Here is a 17,363-nt window from a genome sequence, read left to right as displayed (position 1 = left end):
ATTTCACAGGAGAATATTACTACTTTAATAGAAATTTGTATATACCTAGATTTACATATTTCTAACTTTTTCGACAATTTTACATTTCAATCAAATTACTAATCACTCCGCTTCAGCCCCATCGTGCCGGTGATCCGTCTTCACGGTGTGTCGAAGGCCACGTGTCCCGGCTGATTTCTGCGTATAGTATCTGACTGTCCCCAGATTCATCTGCGCATCTTCGCGGTGAAGCTCCTAAGCTAACTGCTTCGCAGTATACATGTCGACCCTCCCCCTTATGCTATACTACCTTTATCACCAGGAAAGAGGACCACAACAATGGATATACGAAAATTACAATACTTCATTACGGTTGCGGAAGAGCTTCACTTCCATCGTGCCGCAGAGAAATTACATATGACGCAGCCTCCGTTGACCCAGCAGATTCAAGCACTGGAACAAGAACTGGGTGTGAAGCTATTTGAACGGAATAAGCGTCAAGTCCGTCTCACCCCGGCGGGATCTGTCTTTTTGGAGGAAGCCCGAAGGATCTTATCTCAACTGGAGCGGTCTATTCGAACGGTACAACTGGCAAGCCAGGGCATCATTGGACATTTGAACATTGCTTTCATCGGTTCCGCAGAGGGCGGAATCATGGTGGATGTGCTCAAAATCTTCCGGCAACGCTTCCCTCAAATCCAGCTGAATCTGCTGGAAATGACTTCTGCCCAGCAATGGCAGGCGTTGCATGACGGTACCATCCATATTGGATTCCTTCGCTTCATTGAACCGGCTAAAAATGTTAGTCATTGCAGCTTGATCAACGAAACTCTGGTTGCCGTATTGCCTGATCAACATCCCTTGGCTGAACTGCCAGTATTGCCTGTCTCCGCTTTGCGTGCCGAGCCTTTTATCTTCTTTCCGCGTAAGCACGGACTTCCTTTTCATGATCTTATTATGGGTTTTTGCGCAAAGCATGATGTTTACCCTCAGATTGTACAGGAAGCCGTACAAATGTATACCATTGTAAACCTTGTAGCAGCGAACCTCGGGGTTTCCATTGTCCCTTCTTCGGTTTCCGTGTTCCAGCGCAGCGGAGTCGTATTCAGACCCTTCGAAGAAAACACGCCGCCTGTCCCCTTCTATGCTGCCTGGAGAACGGATACGATCAGGCCATCCTCTCAGCATTTGTAGAGATTTTACAAGACCATAATTCCAGGTGAAAGGTGAGCAAACAGACTTATTCAGCCTGTTTTTGCAGGATTACGCTCAACTAACCCCTCTAATATTCTGTCGATCTCACTCATCAGCTCAGGTTCAAGACGTACCCCTGAAGCCTTCACATTCTCTTGTACCTGCTCTGGTCTGGATGCCCCTATGATTGCAGACGACACCTGCGGATTCTGCAGCACCCATGCAATAGCCAATTGCGGCAGCGTCAGCCCCGCTTCGTGTGCAAGCGAGGAGAGTCTGGAGACCGCCGTAAGAACCTCGGGGTGCAGCCACTGGCCAGCCAATCGTTCAAAAAACGGAGAGCCCGCCGAAGTCGAGGCACGGGACCCTTGTGGAACCGGTTGATTCGGCAGATATTTTCCCGACAGAATTCCTTGGGCCAGCGGTGACCAGACAACCTGCCCGATTCCTTCCTGCTCTGAAGCCTGGATAACCTCCGCTTCGATCACCCTCCATAACATCGAATATTGCGGCTGGCTAGCCACCAGGGGAACCCTCAGCTCCCGGGCCAAAACTGCGGCTTGTGTGATCTGTTCAGCGGTCCATTCGCTGATCCCCACATACAGAACCTTCCCTTGACGCACCAGATCAGAGAATGCCAGGAAGGTCTCCTCCAGCGAAACTTTTGTATCAAACCTATGGGCGTAATAAATATCTATATAATCCGTCCGCAGCCTCTTCAACGAAGAGTTACAAGCTTCCATGATATGCTTCCGGGATAACCCCCGGTCATTGGGCCCTGTTCCAGTAGGCTGATAGACCTTGGTACATAACTCGATGCTTTCCCGCCGCACTCCTGTTAAGACTTCTCCCAGCACCGTCTCCGCCTTCGTGTCCGAATACACATCTGCCGTGTCAAATGTAGTAATTCCCGCATCCAATGCAGCATGGACACAAGCTTTGGCTGTGTCGTAATCCACTTGAGCACCATGCGTAATCCAGTTTCCAAATGCAATCTCACTGACCGATAAGCCGCTAGCACCCAATTTCCGATATTCCATCTTCTTACCTCCTTAATTAATAGTAATTTAAGCGTAACAAACCACTATTAATAGGTGAAATATCATTTAACGATCCTTTTGATATGAAAAAAGTATCACAGAGTCATTCGCTTCGTTCTCATAGTTGAACCAGGCTCAACATGCAAAGGCCCCTCCAGCACTTGGAGAGGCACTCTTAGATCTATGGTGTAACTACGGTCTGCTCATACAACTCCTCATCCACACCGTTAACAAACGGCGTCCACTCTCCCGCAGTATACAGCTGCAGCCGGTGCATAGCCCGAGTACATGCCGTATAAAAAAGCTTCCGCTCGCTCTCCCTATGATACGTCTGCGCAGAAGCATCGTAGATTAGCACCGCGTCGAATTCGACGCCTTTGGCGAGATAGGCGGGGATCACCTGTATTCCTTTTTCAAAAGTTGGCGTGTTCTTCGTAATCAGCTTCAGCTCTTGCGCCCCTCCACTAGCAGCCAGACTCTCATACGCTTCTCTGCTCTCGGCGGCCGTCTTCGTAATGATAGCGATAGAGCTATAGCCTTCAGCCTGAAGCTTAGCAAGATCCTCCATGATACGCTCTGCCTTCAAGTCCTTGCTCCCCAGCTTAGACAATACAGGCTTACTGCCCCTCCGCTCAAAAGCCACAATTCCTTCACTTCCAGGCAGCAGCGGCTTGGTGAACTCCACAATCTCGAAGGTCGAGCGGTAGCTGCGGACCAGCAGGAACTGGCTAGTCTCCTCTTCCCCGTACAGCTGAAGCAGCGGTGAACGGTCCCCATACAGATTCGTCGCCTGTGTGAAGATCGCCTGGCTGAAGTCTCCCAGAACAGTCATTCGGGCGCGGGGGAACAGCTTTTTGAGGAACTCGTATTGGAACATCGAATAATCCTGGCCTTCATCCACGAAAATATGCCGCACCTGCGTATTCGTCCGCACGCCTTCAATCAGTTCCTGCATGTACAGATATGGGGTCGCATCTTCATACCAGAGTGTCCCGCTGTCCAGCATCTCCCGGGTCTGCGCACAGATCTCCGGCCATAGCTTCGGCACCTCCGTCTCACCTGTCATCTTCCTGTAGGCCGTTTCATCACTGAACAATTGACGGTAGAGCCCGGCCATGTCGATAAAGGTGAACTTCCTGATCCCCCGTCTCAGCGGTCTGAACTGCTCCTTCACGATCATCTCTCCCAGCAGCTCCTGCTCCCGCTCGGCGTAATCGAAATCCCCTTCATCCTGCTCCCGCTTATGCACCAGCATCTCCTGCAGGCGGAGGTATTTCTCCGCGAAGTCGAACACGCCCTTATCTCTATGCAGCTTACCGTGAATTGCAGCGTATTGCTCATTGTCGAGGTAATTCATCTCTTCCTCTACCCAAGCTGCCCCCTGCTCTTCCTTCTGTAGTGCCGCCAGCTCGGTGAGCAGCCATTTCTGCACCAGCTCCACCCGGTTCGGCAGACGAATGGAAGGATCGTAGCTATACAGCTTGGCCCGGATCTGTTCACCTGATATGAGCACACGGTCCCGGAAGCAAATATCCTTGAACAGCATCCCTTCCTGCTTCAGCCAGTGCGCATATCCTTGAAGAGCGTGGAGGAACGCTTCCGAAGCTTTATACTCGATGGCCTTAAGACGGGCGGCATAACCCTCCTGCTGCTGGGCGGTGAGCACATATTCCATCTGGTCAAACGGATCTCCAAGACGGAACGCGGCTCCCAGCCATTTGTCCAGATACTCCTGAAAGGTCGTCTGCTGCATATTCTCTTCCCCTAGCTCCGGGAGCACGGTAGACACATAACTGTTGAACATCGGATTGGGCGAAAAGAGGACAATCTGATCGGCCGTCAGCCGCTCACGGTGTTTGTACAGCAGGTAGGCTACGCGCTGGAGCGCTGCCGAGGTTTTGCCGCTGCCCGCCGCTCCCTGCACAATCAGCATACGGCTCGTGTCGTTACGGATAATGGCATTCTGCTCCGCCTGAATCGTAGCTACGATGCTCTTCATTTGGGAGTCAGCGCCCTGACCCAGCACCTGCTGCAGCAGCTCATCTCCGATCGTCACGCTCGAATCGAACAGATGCTGGAGCCGGCCTCCGCGGATCTGGTACTGCCGCTTCAGCTCCATCCGGCCGGTGATCCGTCCTCCCGGTGTGTCGAAGGCCGCATGTCCCGGCGGATAGTCGTAATACAGGCTCGCAATCGGGGTACGCCAGTCATAGATGAGGAAGCTCAGGCCGTCTGCAGCCGCGAAGGAGGAGACCCCGATATAGACCTGTTCCGTCCCCTTCTGCCCATCCTCCCGAAAATCAATCCGCCCAAAATAAGGTGACGGCAGCAGCCGCTGCATATTTTTCCATTGCCGGAGCTTGCGCGCATGACTGCGTTCCCGTTCAGACAAAACCGCTTCCTGCTGGGTGATGGTGAAGAAGCTCTCCTCAAAATCCTCCTGTGAGTTCGTATCGACTGTGACCTCTTCCCAGAATCCCCGGCGGATATCCGCAGCCTGCTCCTTCAGCTGCCCGACCTCAGGCTCCAGCTCAGCGATCCCCGCGATCAGCTTCTCCTTCACCTGCTCCAGCCACTCCTGCTCCTGCTTCCAGACCTTTGTCTCTTCCATCCTCTGAACACTCCTTTTTCTTGCTGAAATCGTTCCACACTGGCGGCTTGACAAACTGGATGTCCGTTTGCTATACTTAAGATATAAATAAGATGCATTAACTCTGACCATTTCAAGTTAAAATGGCCGACAGTTTATTAACATTAACATATTCCCTGACACGATGCAATCCTTTTATATGACACAGATAACCCTGGCGTTTCCGCCAGGGTTTTATTGTGTGTATTAGAGACTATAGTAGCTTATTAACTTACATTTCCGGCAACCCTCGCCGAATCAGAATAGCTGGGCACGGTCATACCGGCCGCTCGATCTCAAAAATCTCCCCGATTCCCGCATAATGATTCCCGGCCAGTCGGCTGACCGCCCCTAATGCCACCGGATTAATTCTTCCCTGCTCGTAGATCGCTTCGTCCAGATGAAACTGCACGATCCTGCCGATAATCAGATCATTATTAGGCAGCTCAAGGCAATGCTCCAGCACACATTCCATTCGCACCTTCGCTTCCTTAATCCCGGGTACACCAATATGCAGACTATCCACAGGCGTCAGTCCGGCTAGAGAAACCTCACTCTGATCCGGCGGCAGAGGAGCCGCTGTCATATTCACCTGCCCGACATTCTGCTGATCCACAATATGAACCACGAATTCCTTCGTATGCTTAATATTCCGCGCTGTATCCTTGGACTGCCCCCCGGCATGCTGAATAGAGACGGAGATCATCGGCGGGTTGGAGGATACGATATTGAAGTAGCTGAACGGCGCACCGTTCAAGACCCCCTCATCCCCCAGCGTGGTGACAAAAGCAATCGGCCGCGGAATAATCGTCCCGACCAGAAGCTTATAATTATCCCGTTCGGTGCCCTGTAGTGGATCAATCGAAATCATAATTGTGCCTCCTCTTTTCTGGATAAGCGTCATCCCCATTATCATGCACAAACGCCTGCCATTCAAGCTGCTCCTGATCATCGTGGAGATCCATAAAATTTGTTCTTGTTTTTGTCAATATTTGTGGTAAAATTTTACTTGTAATTAAATCCTTTTTATGTATTTTGTTGTTTGTGAGTCCGCTATTCATTTACGGCCAATCTAACTTGAAAGGGGCGGAATAATGAAGCTGGCTTTTCCGATTCTCGTAGGACGGATTCTGATCGCCGGCGGCATCTTGACAGCGGGGATTCTCTTGGGCACGATTGCAGCAGAATCAACCATTTCTCCAAAAAATCAATCCTCTGAAGCTGTGCCTGTCTATCCGAGAAATGAGAACGGCGATACCTACGGTTCGGCATTCCATGCAAGTACAAATGAAGAGAAACCGGATTTGATTGAAGCGATCGGCGAAGACGGTGTTGCAGGTTATATCCGTAAAAAAGATCTGGATGGCGACATGCCAAAAACACCTGAAGAAGCAACCGCATTGATGAACAAGCAACAAGTGAAAGGCCCGAGGCAACTCCCCTTATACGAAAAAGACGGCAAAACGGTGATTGGTACTTTTTTGGCGGGCGAAACTAAACCGTAGATACTAAGGAGGAATAATACTATGTTCACGAAAAAAATCAGGCAGGTTACAGGTGTGTTAATGGCAGGTTTTTTGATTGGCTCTACAGCTACTATAGCATCGGCGGTCCCTTTAATAAGTCCTCCTAAAATTGTGGGGCCCTACCTGATAAACGGGCAATACTACCGATACACTGCCTGGAGTGAGATTGATAGAACAGCCGCAAATAATATGAAAAGTCAAACGTACATCAACAACCAAGTTGAATGGGAACCAGTTCCAACAGGTTATATTGGTGCAGAAACGTATTTATATAAAGATGGAGCTTTAGTAGCCATTTCTCCTAGAAGTTATAATAATTTCTCAACCTACGCACACGTGGCAACTGAAATTAATACTTTCGGATATGGTAATTATTCAGCTAAAGGAACTGTATATGCATATACAGGAAATGGATATTCTTCTCTTATAACCAATCAAACTCCAGCCATGGCTGGTGGCTTTTAAGTTAGAACCAGATGATGTAAAAATTCAGCGCGCTGCTGACCGTAGGGCGAAATGAACGAAGTTCTATCGACGAACAAGCCATTTTCCCCCTAGGACAAGGGGTGGCATATTCGTCGATTTTTTATGCTTCTCATGTTACTGGTAATAATCCTGCACATTTTGCAACATTCTGCTCACTCTATGGCCCGTAATCAAAAAATTGTTGCACAAAAGGCAGTTTTCCCGCATCTACCAAACCGTTGATCGGATTATTCCTGCTTTTCATACAACAATCCTCGCAAATACTAATATATCAATGAATCGGAGTTGCAATTTATGCAGCATTTCATATCTGCAGGCGTTAACTTCAATTAAGAGTTTTCTCGTAAAAGCACAAGGTCATCTTATCATTGATTTCCCGGGTTTCACTGGTCTTTCTGTAGCCCAGCTTCTCATACAAATAGCAGTTACGCTCCTCTTGCACGACGGTAGCCAGCCCCCAAGTTTGCGCATCCGCATAGATCTCTTCAATCCGTGCGAATGCCTGCTGGGCTATGCCCAGACCTTGGTATTGCGGCAATACGCATATCTGACTGAGCCAGTAATGATGCTCATCTGTCTTCTTGACTCTCATGCTGCCTACAGCATTTCCGGCTTTTCGGATGATATAGTAATCAACAAATTCCTGATTCATCCGTTCTACGAGCCTCTCCAGCGTTTCATTAGCCGGATTTGTCTCGTAATCCTGATATTTCTCCAAGAGCGGAAGAAAGGCCTGAAGCTGCATAGCATGAATATCCGCCGCATCCTTCACCGTAGCTTTACCTAGTGTAACCTCTGACTTTTTCATAGTATGTACCTCCTGACGTTATACCTTATAGACGTAATCCCAATGCTCACCCTTAAGTACGGAGCCAGGCCCCATGTCCCGCTTCCCCTGCAAAATAAAACCGGCACGCTCATACATCCGCTGGGCGGGGATCAGATCGTCATTAGTCGTCACTAGAATGTGCTGCACTTCATTCCGCAGAATACGATGAACCGCTTCTTGAAGCTGCAGGGTGCTGTATCCTTTGCCCTTATGAGCAGTCGCAATACAGTTATGGCCGATTTCAGCATATTGGGGCAACTGCCTCGGGTCCCAGGATACAAAGCCAATCGCCTTACCATGCAGCATAGTCATGAACCCATATTTATCTGCAATTTGCAGATTGTCAAAGAAAAAGTTGTCGAACTCCTGCCATTCCTCCAGACAGCTCTGCTCATACCTGCCGTCAAAGGAATAGGCATCTTGTAACAGCTCCAGCAATGTCCCCCGTTCAAACAGGCTGATCTTACTGAACTCAATGCTCATTTACTTCCCTTCTTTTCTTGGGTTTGGCTACAATTATTTCAATACAACGGGTTCCAGTAAAGATAAATCGTATAGGTTGCCACTGCCCGCAGAGCTGTCATTGCGGATATGCTCTTCCAGGCAAAGTCTGCTGCGGTCCGAGCAGTACTTTGGACTATGGGCTAATTGATCCATCAGCATTTTCCATGAGCCCCCAATATCGTCACTGCTGTCCAGTTTGGCATATAGCCCGCCGGGCAGGGTCATTTCCTTGAAGGGTTCCGGCACGGTGGTTCCATCAGGAATTGTCGCACACATTCCATAGCCATAGGGTTTACCTGCACTACTTGGCATAGGCTTCATATTTCCGCCGAATAACCGCGCGGTGCCCAGAAGATTAGCAGCTTCCAGCCAATCCATGATAGGGCCTATCGCTTTATCTTCAGGAGACTGGTCCACCACGATATGATAAGCTACTCTCATCGCCGGCAGTGTAATCACTTTGAATGTGGACTGCCCGGTTATATTACTCATAAAGACATTCTCCATTTCGCTAAGCAGTTCCTCCTGAATGGAGGTCCTCTTATTGGAATTATTCAGGTAATCTAGTACCTGATGTAAATGCTGTCCCACCCGTTCGAGTTCTTCCTGGTGAACCTGTAGAGCCCTTATCCTGTTCTGTATAACCTGCTTAAGCACAGGCACAGAACTCTTATCCAAGACAGTCTGTATTTCTCTGATCGGGATATCCATTCTCCGCAGCAGCGCTGTTATCCTGATACACTTGAGCGCATGTTCATCGTATGTACGCCAGCCGGAAGAGACCTCTCTCTTACTCTGAAACAATCCTTCCGCTTCCCAGTGCCGCAAGGTGCGGCTCGTTAGCCCCAACTGCTCTGAACATTCTTGTATAGTAATCGTTCTGCTCATTTTCGCCCTCCTTCCTGTGATCTCATCCCTATCCTATCACTTGACGCAGCGGCAACTTCAAGGGGCTAATCGTGCATATCCGAGAAAAATTTTCTCTCCCTGCGCATTCTCAGTGATCTTATAGGGGTGGAGCTGGTCATAATAGCGCTGGACAAATTCTCCTTCGCCTACCGGGTAGAGCTCAATATGGACGTTGCCGGTGAATCTGGTGAAGTAGAGCTTCCCGCCGATCAGCTCGATCTGAATTTTGTCTGGTAGATAGGTTCCACAGTACGCCCTTAAACATCCCTCACTGAGCTCAAGCTCAGGATGCCGGGTCGGAGCCTCCACCTCCACATGATGCAGAATATCCGCGAGCGCATTGCCGAGTCTGTACTGATTGATTCCTTCATTGTTCGAGAGAATGATAATGCAAAGATCTTCAGCGTAAAAATGCTGCATATACGTACAAATCCCCAGCTGATCGCCCCCATGGGAATACCTGTCTTGCCCGTATAGCAGGTGATGCTCCAGGCCGTAGCAGTAGTTGTAGTTGTTCTCGTTCTCTTGGAAGAATCGTTCATAGCCTGCAGGCGATAGAAGTTTCCGGTCACGCAGACAGACATACCATTTGTACAAATCCGCGCAGTCCGATACAATACCGCCTGCTCCGATACTGAACTTCTCGTTATAGTACGGGCATTTGATGGTTGCCGCGAAGTCTGTGATATAGTTGCTGGATCTGTTCTCAATCACAGCGCAGCCGTCATCCACCGTACTGCTGCGCATCCCTAGAGGCAGGAAAATATGATGATGCAGAAACTCCCCGTACCTCTCCCCCGAGACATGCTCGATGATCCAGGCCAGCAGATTGTAGTTGGAGTTATTATAATCGTACGCTGCTCCTGCCGGCTTGGTTGGCTTCTTGTTAATGTATTGCCGGAAGAACCTTGTCCGGGAATAGTCCAGCCGGTAATCTCCGCCGAAGAAATCGTTCTCAAAATTATAAAATTTATATAGACCGGAGGTGTGAGACAGCAAATGATGAACGGTGATCGACTCATCAATGGCAAGCTCTGCCGGGAGATACAGGTGTGCAGGCTGGTTAACATCCAGCAGCCCCCTGTCATGCAGCAGCATGACAGCAAAGGCCGTAAACTGCTTCGACATGGAGGCGAGGGAGAAGCGTGACGCCAGTGTATTTTCAATTCCAAATTCCATACTTGCATACCCACAGGCCCGCTCGAAGAGCACCTCCCCCTTCCTGATCACCTGAATCACGCCGTAAAAATCCCACAGCTTCAGGTACTGATTCGTATATCCCTCAAGCTTTGCACGTATTGTCTGCACAGACTCACTCCCTAACCCTATTTGAACTATCCGTTGACATTCACCGAAAAGTACTGTAAAAATACAGTAATACAATATTATATAACTTTGCAATGATGAAGAGAGTAAGCATAACGAATACTTCAGAGAGCTGATGATTGGTGCGAATCAGTGTAGGGAATATGCCGAAGTGGGCTTCTGAGCATCCAAACCGAACCTTCAGGAAGTAGGCTTTGGCGAATGTCTCGTCGTTACAAGAGACGCGTATTCAAACATATAGTGATGTTTCGATACGTTCAAGCGGTCCGGATCACCGTTCGGACTAATTAAGGTGGCACCACGGGGTTTTCTCGTCCTTTTCAGGATGAGAAGACCCCTTTTTGATTTTATAGACGGAGGGATAATATGAGTAAGGACATTGTATTAACAGGAATTAAACCTACGGGCAAAGTCCATCTGGGGAACTACATCGGAGCAATCAAGCCTGCACTGCAAATCGCCGGGGCCAGTGATTGCACTTCACTCTACTTCATGGCCGACTACCATGGGTTAAATTTCATACAGAATAGAGACGAGTTCAGTGATCTGTCTTATAGTATCGCAGCCACTTGGCTGGCACTCGGACTCGACCCGGATCGGGTGATTTTCTATAGACAATCTGATGTGCCGGAGATCTTTGAGCTGAGCTGGATTCTAGCCTGCCTGACGTCCAAAGGACTGATGAACCGTGCCCATGCCTACAAAGCGATCCAAGATCAAAATGAACAACTGGGCGTGGATGCGGATACTGGTGTTAATATGGGTCTCTTCACCTATCCGATTCTGATGGCTGCGGACATTCTGCTGTTTCAATCAGACAAGGTCCCTGTCGGCAAAGACCAGATTCAGCATGTGGAGATCGCCAGAGATATCGCCGAAAGCTTCAACCGGGTTTATGGAGATACGTTCAAGCTGCCTGATTATATTGTCGATGAGAGCACAGCGGTGATTCCTGGTCTTGACGGGAGGAAAATGAGCAAAAGCTATAACAACACGATTCCGCTGTTCGAAACGGCAGAGAACCTGAAGAAGCTGATCAGCAAAATCAAAACAGACTCTACGCTTCCGCAGGAACCGAAAGACCCGGAAACCTCTAATATTTTCTTGTTATATAAAGAATTTGCGACACCCGCTCAAGTGCAGGAGTTAAGAGACAAATATCTAAGCGGCATTAGCTGGGGTGAGGCCAAGCAGGAGCTGTTCCAGGTGGTTAATGCTGCTCTGGAGGAGCCACGGAAGAAATACTATGATCTCATAGCAGCGCCAGAGCAGATCGACACAATCTTGAGTGAAGGCGCCCGGAAGGCAAGAGCCCTGGCGGGACCATTGCTTAAGAAGGTTAAGTCGAGGATAGGACGTTATTCGTAGACCGGACTTAAGACATAGGTGATCATTTGTCTCTGAATACACAAAGAAACCACTCCCAGGAACAGGTCAGGCCTCCTCCCGTTCCAAGAGTAGTTTCTTCAGCAGCTAAAGCCTCGCAAACAGCCGCTCCCCGTTAATCTGGATATATCTGTACATTCCGGCGCAGACCGCTACCAGAAGCACGCCGTATCCCAGCAGAATGAGATTTCCGCCCTCCCCATGAAGCAGCAGGAACAGCACGAACGGAACAGCCAGCGTGAGAACACCGATTATCATCGTTACCAGCACCGACGCACTCTGCTTGATCGCCGCAACTTCACTGGTCCAGTCGAGCTTAGGCAGCTTCAGGTTCACAAGAACGCCAAGCAGGGCTGAAAAGCAGGCATAGATTACCGGAACGGCCAGCATGAATAGACTCTCCATCCACCCGGCATGCAGGGTATAGACCAGCAGCCCCCAGCTTACGGCTATAACCGGTAATGTAATTGTGAGATTCACCGCCACCTTGCTGAATACAATCGCCGGTTTGGGCACGGGGGAGCTGGTCAAGATCCACAGATGATTGCCTTCCAGCGAAATAGAGCAGGCTGTCGTACAGCTCAGAACAACAAATAGAGAGATAACCAGCGGACTCAGCGTACTGAGAGAGTCTGACAATTGCGGCATGTCTAGAATAGTTCCCAGCTGCTCTGAGCTGACGAATAATAAGGAAATGGACATCATCAGGAGCAGCACCATCCCGATCCCTGTGTTCAGCACATAATTGACCGAGCTGAAATAACGCCTCAGCTCCTTAAGATACAAGGCCTTGAATGCTGAATTAGCCTGTAGCGGCTTCATCGTATATCCGCGGCTTGCCCGGCTGGTCATAAGCCCTGTATGAATCGCCTTATACCGGGTCGCCAGCAGGACTGAGAACAGCATGAAGGCCAGTACAGACACTGCGATGAAGAAGATCAGGGCGCTTACCCTGTACGAGCAGACCGCATCAACATACACGGAAGCCGGGGGATACAGCTTGAAGATCATATCACCTAAGGCGGTTCCAACATCTGCAATCGCCTGCTCCCCTTGATTGAGCGTGAACGAGCCCAGCATCAGCGCAATGATGAAGGCGAAGGTGAAGAGCATATTCAGGATTTTGCTCGCCCGGAACCGGGAAGAGACCCAGCTAATGAGAGAGCCCACCAGCGTAGCCGCTATAATCGGCAGCAGGGTAATGAAGAAGAGTGTCATTACAAAAAACAGATAAAACAGCACGCCCGGCTTCACATGGATCGCATACACCGCCCCCGCCGGAAGCATGACCAGCAGCGTGAAGAACAGATTCATCACATAGAGCTGAAGCACCCGGCTCGCCACAACATGGCTGGTTTTCACCGGGAGGGACATGATCAGATCATAATCCTTATAGCTGAATAACACCCCGCTTGCCTTATAGACCGTAGTGAAGAAGCCGACCAGTGAAGTGACCGCCATCATCACCGCCAGCAATAGTTCCATCCGCCCCAGCTGCTCGAACGTCTTCGCCATCATGAAGCTGTAGCCGAAAGATATGGCCCCGATCATGAGTATACCGGTTATCACCGAGATGCTGATCAGCAGCGCCTTCCGTCTCTGTGCAGGATCTTTGGTATGCAGCGCCTGATTGAGGCCGAAGGAGGACAACAGCTGCAGTTTCGTTAATCTCCAGACATTAATCATGATCGATCAGCTCCATGAATACATCCTCCAGGCTGTTCTCGCCCCTGACATCTTCGGTCTTACCATGGGCAATCAGCCGTCCGCCTTTGATGATCGCAATCTTATTGCAGAGCTTCTCAGCAGTATCCAGCACATGCGTGGAGAAGAAAATCGCACTGCCTCTGCTGCACACATCTGCCATGATCGTCTTCAGCGTATGCGCTGCCTTCGGATCAAGTCCTACAAAAGGCTCATCCAGCACTAACAGCTTCGGCTCGTGAATCAGCGCGGAGATGATAGCAAGCTTCTGCTTCATGCCGTGGGAATACGAGGAGATCAGATCGCCCAGACTGGCTGTAAGCTGGAAGGCCTCGCCGTACTGACCGATCAGCCGCTCCCGGCTGGACCTGGATACGCTGAAGAGATCGCCAATGAAGTTCAGATACTGAATCCCCGTCAGGTGATCGTACAGATCGGGATTATCCGGGATATAGGCTATGTTCGCCTTGCAGGCTACCGGATTCCTGCGGATCGAGATGCCGTCAATTTCAATCTCCCCTTGTTCAAAATCAAGCACGCCTACCACAGCGCGGATGGTCGTGGTCTTGCCTGCGCCGTTATGCCCGATGAAGCCGTAGATATCGCCCGGTTCAACCTCCAGACTAAGATCATCCACCGCCTTTGCACCGCCCTTATAACTCTTCGTAAAATGCCTAATGGTCAGCATTTCCTCTCACCTCTTCCTTGGTGTTAGCAAATAACTATAATACGAACCATCCGGGCAGATCGTTCATTTTCAATTATATCCCAATCTCCCGCATCTTGGCCGTGATCCGGTTCATGCGGGATTCCAGCGTCCCTCCGCTGTATTTCGGCAGGCGCAGCTCATCGACGATCCGGCCGTCGCACATGAACATAATCCGCTGCGTCCTGGCCGCCACGGTGGCATCATGGGTGACCAGCATGATTGCCGTACCTTCTTCATTGATCCCGGACAGCAGGTCCATGATCTCCTCGGCAGCCTTCAGATTCAGTGCACCGGTCGGCTCATCCCCGAAAATAATGCGCGGACTGCCCATCAGCGCGCGGCAAATGCCCGCCCGTTGCAGCTGTCCGCCCGAAGCCTCCGTAATATTACGCTTCGCCAGCTCCGCAATCCCTGCCTTGTGCATAAGCTGCTGCGCCTTATCTGTAATGGCCGCAACCTTCCGCCGGTTACCGCGCATCGACGGCAGAATAATATTATCCAGGATGTTCAGATTCTTCATCAGCGTCGGCTGCTGGAATACGAAGCCCATCTCCGTTCTGCGTAGATCCGCAAGCTCATCGCCCTCCAGTGTTCCCAGATCCCTGCCCTCAAAAGCAACCAGGCCCCAGTCGATCCGGTCCATTCCGCTCAGTGCAAACATCAGCGTGGATTTCCCTGAGCCTGAGGGTCCCATCACCGAGACGAATTCACCTTCGTGAATATCGACAGATACTCCGTCCAGCACCTTGCGCTGCTCCGCGCCGGTGCCATATTGTTTGGTTATATTTTGACCCGAAATAATCTTCTTCATCTTCCTGATCTACTCCTTAATATTGCCGGATATTTGAATGCGGCCGATGCCCGAGGTTCCGGTAACCGCCCCGATGAGTACAGAACCGGTCATTAGCAGCGGACACAGCAGATACGCGGAGAGCGGATGGACCACGAACTTGAAGGACGATGCCCCGAAGGAGGAGATCACAGCCCCTGCAAGAATCTGCCCCAGGGTGTTCGCCAGCAGGGTTCCCAGCACCATCCCGATCACAAGTACAAATATAGAACGCGTATAATACTGTACCGTCAGATCCGAATTCCGGAAGCCCATGGATTTCATGACAGCAATAGGATAACGGTCCTTAGCTACAAGCATACGCATAAACAGCAGGGTAATCAGTACATTAAGGACCAGCATTACGGCCAGAGCAGCCCATGCGGCCTTACCGACTGAACGGATGGTGGAGCCGAAGGTCTGTGTCACATATTCATCAATCCCTGACACCTTGGCATAACTGAACTGCCGGGCATATTCGGAGACTGTGCTGCCCACCAGCGACTTATCTGCCAGCTCTGCATAGATGACAGACCACATCGCCTCTGCTGATCGTGTAGTGAATACGGCCTTGGCCGTTTTACCGCCGTTGGTCACATCGGAATAAATTCCGCTTACCGTAAGCGTCTGCGGTTCTCCGTCAAGCAGAAGGACGAGGGAATCCCCGGGCTTTTTGCCCAGATCTTTCGCATTGACGGCAGACAGGGCGATTTCATCCGCTGCCTCCGGTCTCCGCCCTTCCGAATAGGCCACCGGGAAAATAGAATGGTCTCCCAGCTCAACCTTTAACCGTTCCCCGGCTCCATGATCGAGCTGTACGTTAAGCGCCCGGGTGGTAAGCACAGCATAGCGGGATACCGACTGATCCTCGTCCATGACCCGCACAACCTCTGCGGCCTTCTCAGCAATATGGTCAGTCTGCTGGATATCCATGCGCAAATCACTGTCACCGATGCCCATATATGTAATGAAGCCCCGGGAGGAAATCGTATGATAGAGATTCTGGGGCACAATCATCAGGAAGGAAGAGATGACGAGCACCGCAAGCATGGTTGCGTATAGACCTTTTCTGGACACAACATCCTTAACCCCCAGATAGACATTCGTGTTCAGCAGCCGGTTGCCGCTCAAGGTGAAACGTCTGGAGCCCATCCGGGTCTCCTGGGATGTGCCATAACGGATGGCTTCGACCGCCGAAATCCTGCGGAAACGCTTCAGCACCCTGTTCACATAGACAACAATAGTAAGGAATACAAGCACTACACCAAGGACACCGCAGGCTAGGGCAAGCGCCGGATGCGCACTTTCGCCCATATACAGCCTGATATTCTCAAGGAGCAGACCTCTGAAGATGAATGATAACGTGAGGCCAAGGAGGCTGCCCAGAGCGGCTATCGCTGCGTATTTGGCCAGATAGATTCTTTTCAGATCCGAGACGCGCAGGCCGATGGCCTTCATAACACCAATCTCCCGGTAATCGCTCTCGATGGTAGCCATAAGGGTGAACCGTATACATAGAAAAGCAATAATAACGACCAAAACGCTCGCCAGCAGGATCACCGCAATCATCAGCCCGTCAGAAATCGCATTAAGCACTCTGAACAGGGGATATGTAATCACCGGGCCGTTCCCCTCAAGTCCCGCTGCGGTATAGTCGGTCTCAAAGGCCCCCAGCATCGACAGGTTCTTCAGCCTGAACTCAATCAGATATTCCGTGGTTCCGTACTGCGCCAGCTCTGCATAATCCGCCGGGCTGACGAGGAACCGCTTCGACGAAGCGAGCAGCGAGTTCATCTGTGAATCCCGCAGGAACCCCGCTACGGTGAGGCTTGTGTCACCCACGGTAACCGTCCCTCCGGCCTTGATGGAGCCATCCTTCATATAACTGATCGGGACATACACCTCGCCGCCCCGTACATCAATCACCTTCCCGTCCAGATCAAGCAGATAATCAAACTTCCTGCTCTGTGTGCTGAAGCCGTTATCCTGGACACTGTCAATAAGCGTATGGCCGTCCATACCAATCTTCGCGCCTTCTATGTTGAGGAACTCAAGCACCTGGTGATCCTCAACCTTGCTGTTCTGCTCTGCGAAGGCCGTGAGCCGGGCTTGATTCAGCTGTCCGGAATGCATCTGCAGAAAATGCGGCGTCTTCGCCTGTGTCATCAGATGATCAATGGCCCCTGTCAGGTTGACGACCAGAATGGCTGACAGAGAGACGAGCATGGCTGCGGCAGCTACGAACAGCATAGTCGTCAGCGTGATTCCCTTGCTTGTGCGGATATCGCTGCGGATGATTCGGTAAAACATAAG

General features: G+C 50.5%; 15 protein-coding genes and 1 other annotated feature. Of the genes, 4 read left to right on the top strand and 11 right to left on the bottom strand.

Annotated features, from left to right (window positions below):
- Nucleotides 1–318 precede the first annotated feature (318 nt).
- Nucleotides 319–1,173 carry a LysR substrate-binding domain-containing protein gene (locus tag MHH28_RS02495; RefSeq protein ID WP_405111322.1) on the top strand — a complete coding sequence of 285 codons (855 nt, stop codon included), beginning with the start codon at nt 319–321 and terminating at the stop codon, nt 1,171–1,173.
- Nucleotides 1,174–1,223: 50 nt separating this feature from the next.
- Here the strand turns inward: MHH28_RS02495 and MHH28_RS02490 are convergent, their stop codons facing one another.
- The 3 genes from MHH28_RS02490 to MHH28_RS02480 all read right to left on the bottom strand — a co-directional run bounded on the left by MHH28_RS02490 (nt 1,224) and on the right by MHH28_RS02480 (nt 5,713).
- The gene (locus MHH28_RS02490; RefSeq protein WP_405111319.1) at nt 1,224–2,213 is read right to left on the bottom strand and encodes an aldo/keto reductase family protein; all 990 of its coding nucleotides are present in this window, start codon (nt 2,211–2,213) and stop codon (nt 1,224–1,226) included.
- A gap of 181 nt (nt 2,214–2,394) precedes the next feature.
- Nucleotides 2,395–4,824, bottom strand: a complete 2,430-nt coding sequence (gene helD / locus MHH28_RS02485; protein WP_405111316.1) for an RNA polymerase recycling motor HelD — start codon at nt 4,822–4,824, stop codon at nt 2,395–2,397.
- A gap of 295 nt (nt 4,825–5,119) precedes the next feature.
- Nucleotides 5,120–5,713, bottom strand: coding sequence for a flavin reductase family protein (locus MHH28_RS02480; RefSeq protein WP_405111313.1), 594 nt, complete (start codon nt 5,711–5,713; stop codon nt 5,120–5,122).
- 223 nt (nt 5,714–5,936) lie between these two features.
- Here MHH28_RS02480 and MHH28_RS02475 point away from each other — a divergent pair, with 223 nt between their 5' ends.
- Nucleotides 5,937–6,347, top strand: coding sequence for a peptidase M56 BlaR1 (locus MHH28_RS02475; RefSeq protein WP_405111311.1), 411 nt, complete (start codon nt 5,937–5,939; stop codon nt 6,345–6,347).
- 21 nt (nt 6,348–6,368) lie between these two features.
- Nucleotides 6,369–6,833 (top strand): hypothetical protein, encoded by a 465-nt coding sequence (locus tag MHH28_RS02470; RefSeq protein WP_405111309.1) that lies wholly within the window; start codon nt 6,369–6,371, stop codon nt 6,831–6,833.
- A gap of 346 nt (nt 6,834–7,179) precedes the next feature.
- Here the strand turns inward: MHH28_RS02470 and MHH28_RS02465 are convergent, their stop codons facing one another.
- From MHH28_RS02465 to MHH28_RS02450, 4 genes are read right to left on the bottom strand one after another with little or no spacing between them, the layout of a single operon-like run.
- A complete protein-coding gene (locus tag MHH28_RS02465; RefSeq protein ID WP_405111306.1) occupies nt 7,180–7,662 on the bottom strand; it encodes a GNAT family N-acetyltransferase in 483 nt (160 codons plus the stop codon).
- Nucleotides 7,663–7,680: 18 nt separating this feature from the next.
- The gene (locus MHH28_RS02460; protein WP_405111303.1) at nt 7,681–8,166 is read right to left on the bottom strand and encodes a GNAT family N-acetyltransferase; all 486 of its coding nucleotides are present in this window, start codon (nt 8,164–8,166) and stop codon (nt 7,681–7,683) included.
- Nucleotides 8,167–8,199: 33 nt separating this feature from the next.
- Nucleotides 8,200–9,075 carry a MerR family transcriptional regulator gene (locus MHH28_RS02455; RefSeq protein ID WP_405111300.1) on the bottom strand — a complete coding sequence of 292 codons (876 nt, stop codon included), beginning with the start codon at nt 9,073–9,075 and terminating at the stop codon, nt 8,200–8,202.
- Between the two features lie 57 nt (nt 9,076–9,132).
- Complete coding sequence (locus MHH28_RS02450) at nt 9,133–10,404, bottom strand: serine hydrolase domain-containing protein (RefSeq protein WP_405111298.1); 1,272 nt, start codon at nt 10,402–10,404, stop codon at nt 9,133–9,135.
- An 83-nt stretch (nt 10,405–10,487) separates the two neighbouring features.
- Nucleotides 10,488–10,744 (top strand) — a binding site (T-box leader).
- A 44-nt stretch (nt 10,745–10,788) separates the two neighbouring features.
- Here MHH28_RS02450 and MHH28_RS02445 point away from each other — a divergent pair.
- Entirely contained in the window at nt 10,789–11,790 is a 1,002-nt protein-coding gene (locus MHH28_RS02445; RefSeq protein ID WP_341347376.1) for a tryptophan--tRNA ligase, read from the top strand.
- A gap of 105 nt (nt 11,791–11,895) precedes the next feature.
- On the opposite strand, the gene MHH28_RS02440 is transcribed toward MHH28_RS02445, so the two are convergent.
- The 4 genes from MHH28_RS02440 to MHH28_RS02425 form a co-directional block, all read right to left on the bottom strand.
- Entirely contained in the window at nt 11,896–13,494 is a 1,599-nt protein-coding gene (locus MHH28_RS02440; protein ID WP_405111295.1) for a hypothetical protein, read from the bottom strand.
- Nucleotides 13,487–14,200, bottom strand: a complete 714-nt coding sequence (locus tag MHH28_RS02435) for an ABC transporter ATP-binding protein (RefSeq protein WP_405111292.1) — start codon at nt 14,198–14,200, stop codon at nt 13,487–13,489. The genes MHH28_RS02440 and MHH28_RS02435 overlap by 8 nt, the downstream gene beginning before the upstream one ends.
- Before the next feature lie 73 nt (nt 14,201–14,273).
- The gene (locus MHH28_RS02430; RefSeq protein WP_341186490.1) at nt 14,274–15,032 is read right to left on the bottom strand and encodes an ABC transporter ATP-binding protein; all 759 of its coding nucleotides are present in this window, start codon (nt 15,030–15,032) and stop codon (nt 14,274–14,276) included.
- A 9-nt stretch (nt 15,033–15,041) separates the two neighbouring features.
- Nucleotides 15,042–17,360 (bottom strand): ABC transporter permease, encoded by a 2,319-nt coding sequence (locus MHH28_RS02425; RefSeq protein ID WP_341347367.1) that lies wholly within the window; start codon nt 17,358–17,360, stop codon nt 15,042–15,044.
- Between the last annotated feature and the right edge of the window lie 3 nt (nt 17,361–17,363).

Origin of the sequence: Paenibacillus sp. FSL K6-1217 (assembly GCF_045040735.1) — a bacterium.
In the GTDB taxonomy this organism is placed as follows: Bacteria; Bacillota; Bacilli; order Paenibacillales; family Paenibacillaceae; genus Paenibacillus_AQ.
This window is presented reverse-complemented; position numbering and strand designations above follow the sequence as displayed.

Excerpts from the sequence above, each read along its gene's own strand:
- MHH28_RS02495 (WP_405111322.1), top strand. The coding sequence starts at position 319 with ATGGATATACGAAAATTACAATACTTCATTACGGTTGCGGAAGAGCTT.
- MHH28_RS02490 (WP_405111319.1), bottom strand. The coding sequence starts at position 2,213 with ATGGAATATCGGAAATTGGGTGCTAGCGGCTTATCGGTCAGTGAGATT.
- helD (WP_405111316.1), bottom strand. The coding sequence starts at position 4,824 with ATGGAAGAGACAAAGGTCTGGAAGCAGGAGCAGGAGTGGCTGGAGCAG.
- MHH28_RS02480 (WP_405111313.1), bottom strand. The coding sequence starts at position 5,713 with ATGATTTCGATTGATCCACTACAGGGCACCGAACGGGATAATTATAAG.
- MHH28_RS02475 (WP_405111311.1), top strand. The coding sequence starts at position 5,937 with ATGAAGCTGGCTTTTCCGATTCTCGTAGGACGGATTCTGATCGCCGGC.
- MHH28_RS02470 (WP_405111309.1), top strand. The coding sequence starts at position 6,369 with ATGTTCACGAAAAAAATCAGGCAGGTTACAGGTGTGTTAATGGCAGGT.
- MHH28_RS02465 (WP_405111306.1), bottom strand. The coding sequence starts at position 7,662 with ATGAAAAAGTCAGAGGTTACACTAGGTAAAGCTACGGTGAAGGATGCG.
- MHH28_RS02460 (WP_405111303.1), bottom strand. The coding sequence starts at position 8,166 with ATGAGCATTGAGTTCAGTAAGATCAGCCTGTTTGAACGGGGGACATTG.
- MHH28_RS02455 (WP_405111300.1), bottom strand. The coding sequence starts at position 9,075 with ATGAGCAGAACGATTACTATACAAGAATGTTCAGAGCAGTTGGGGCTA.
- MHH28_RS02445 (WP_341347376.1), top strand. The coding sequence starts at position 10,789 with ATGAGTAAGGACATTGTATTAACAGGAATTAAACCTACGGGCAAAGTC.
- MHH28_RS02440 (WP_405111295.1), bottom strand. The coding sequence starts at position 13,494 with ATGATTAATGTCTGGAGATTAACGAAACTGCAGCTGTTGTCCTCCTTC.
- MHH28_RS02435 (WP_405111292.1), bottom strand. The coding sequence starts at position 14,200 with ATGCTGACCATTAGGCATTTTACGAAGAGTTATAAGGGCGGTGCAAAG.
- MHH28_RS02430 (WP_341186490.1), bottom strand. The coding sequence starts at position 15,032 with ATGAAGAAGATTATTTCGGGTCAAAATATAACCAAACAATATGGCACC.
- MHH28_RS02425 (WP_341347367.1), bottom strand. The coding sequence starts at position 17,360 with ATGTTTTACCGAATCATCCGCAGCGATATCCGCACAAGCAAGGGAATC.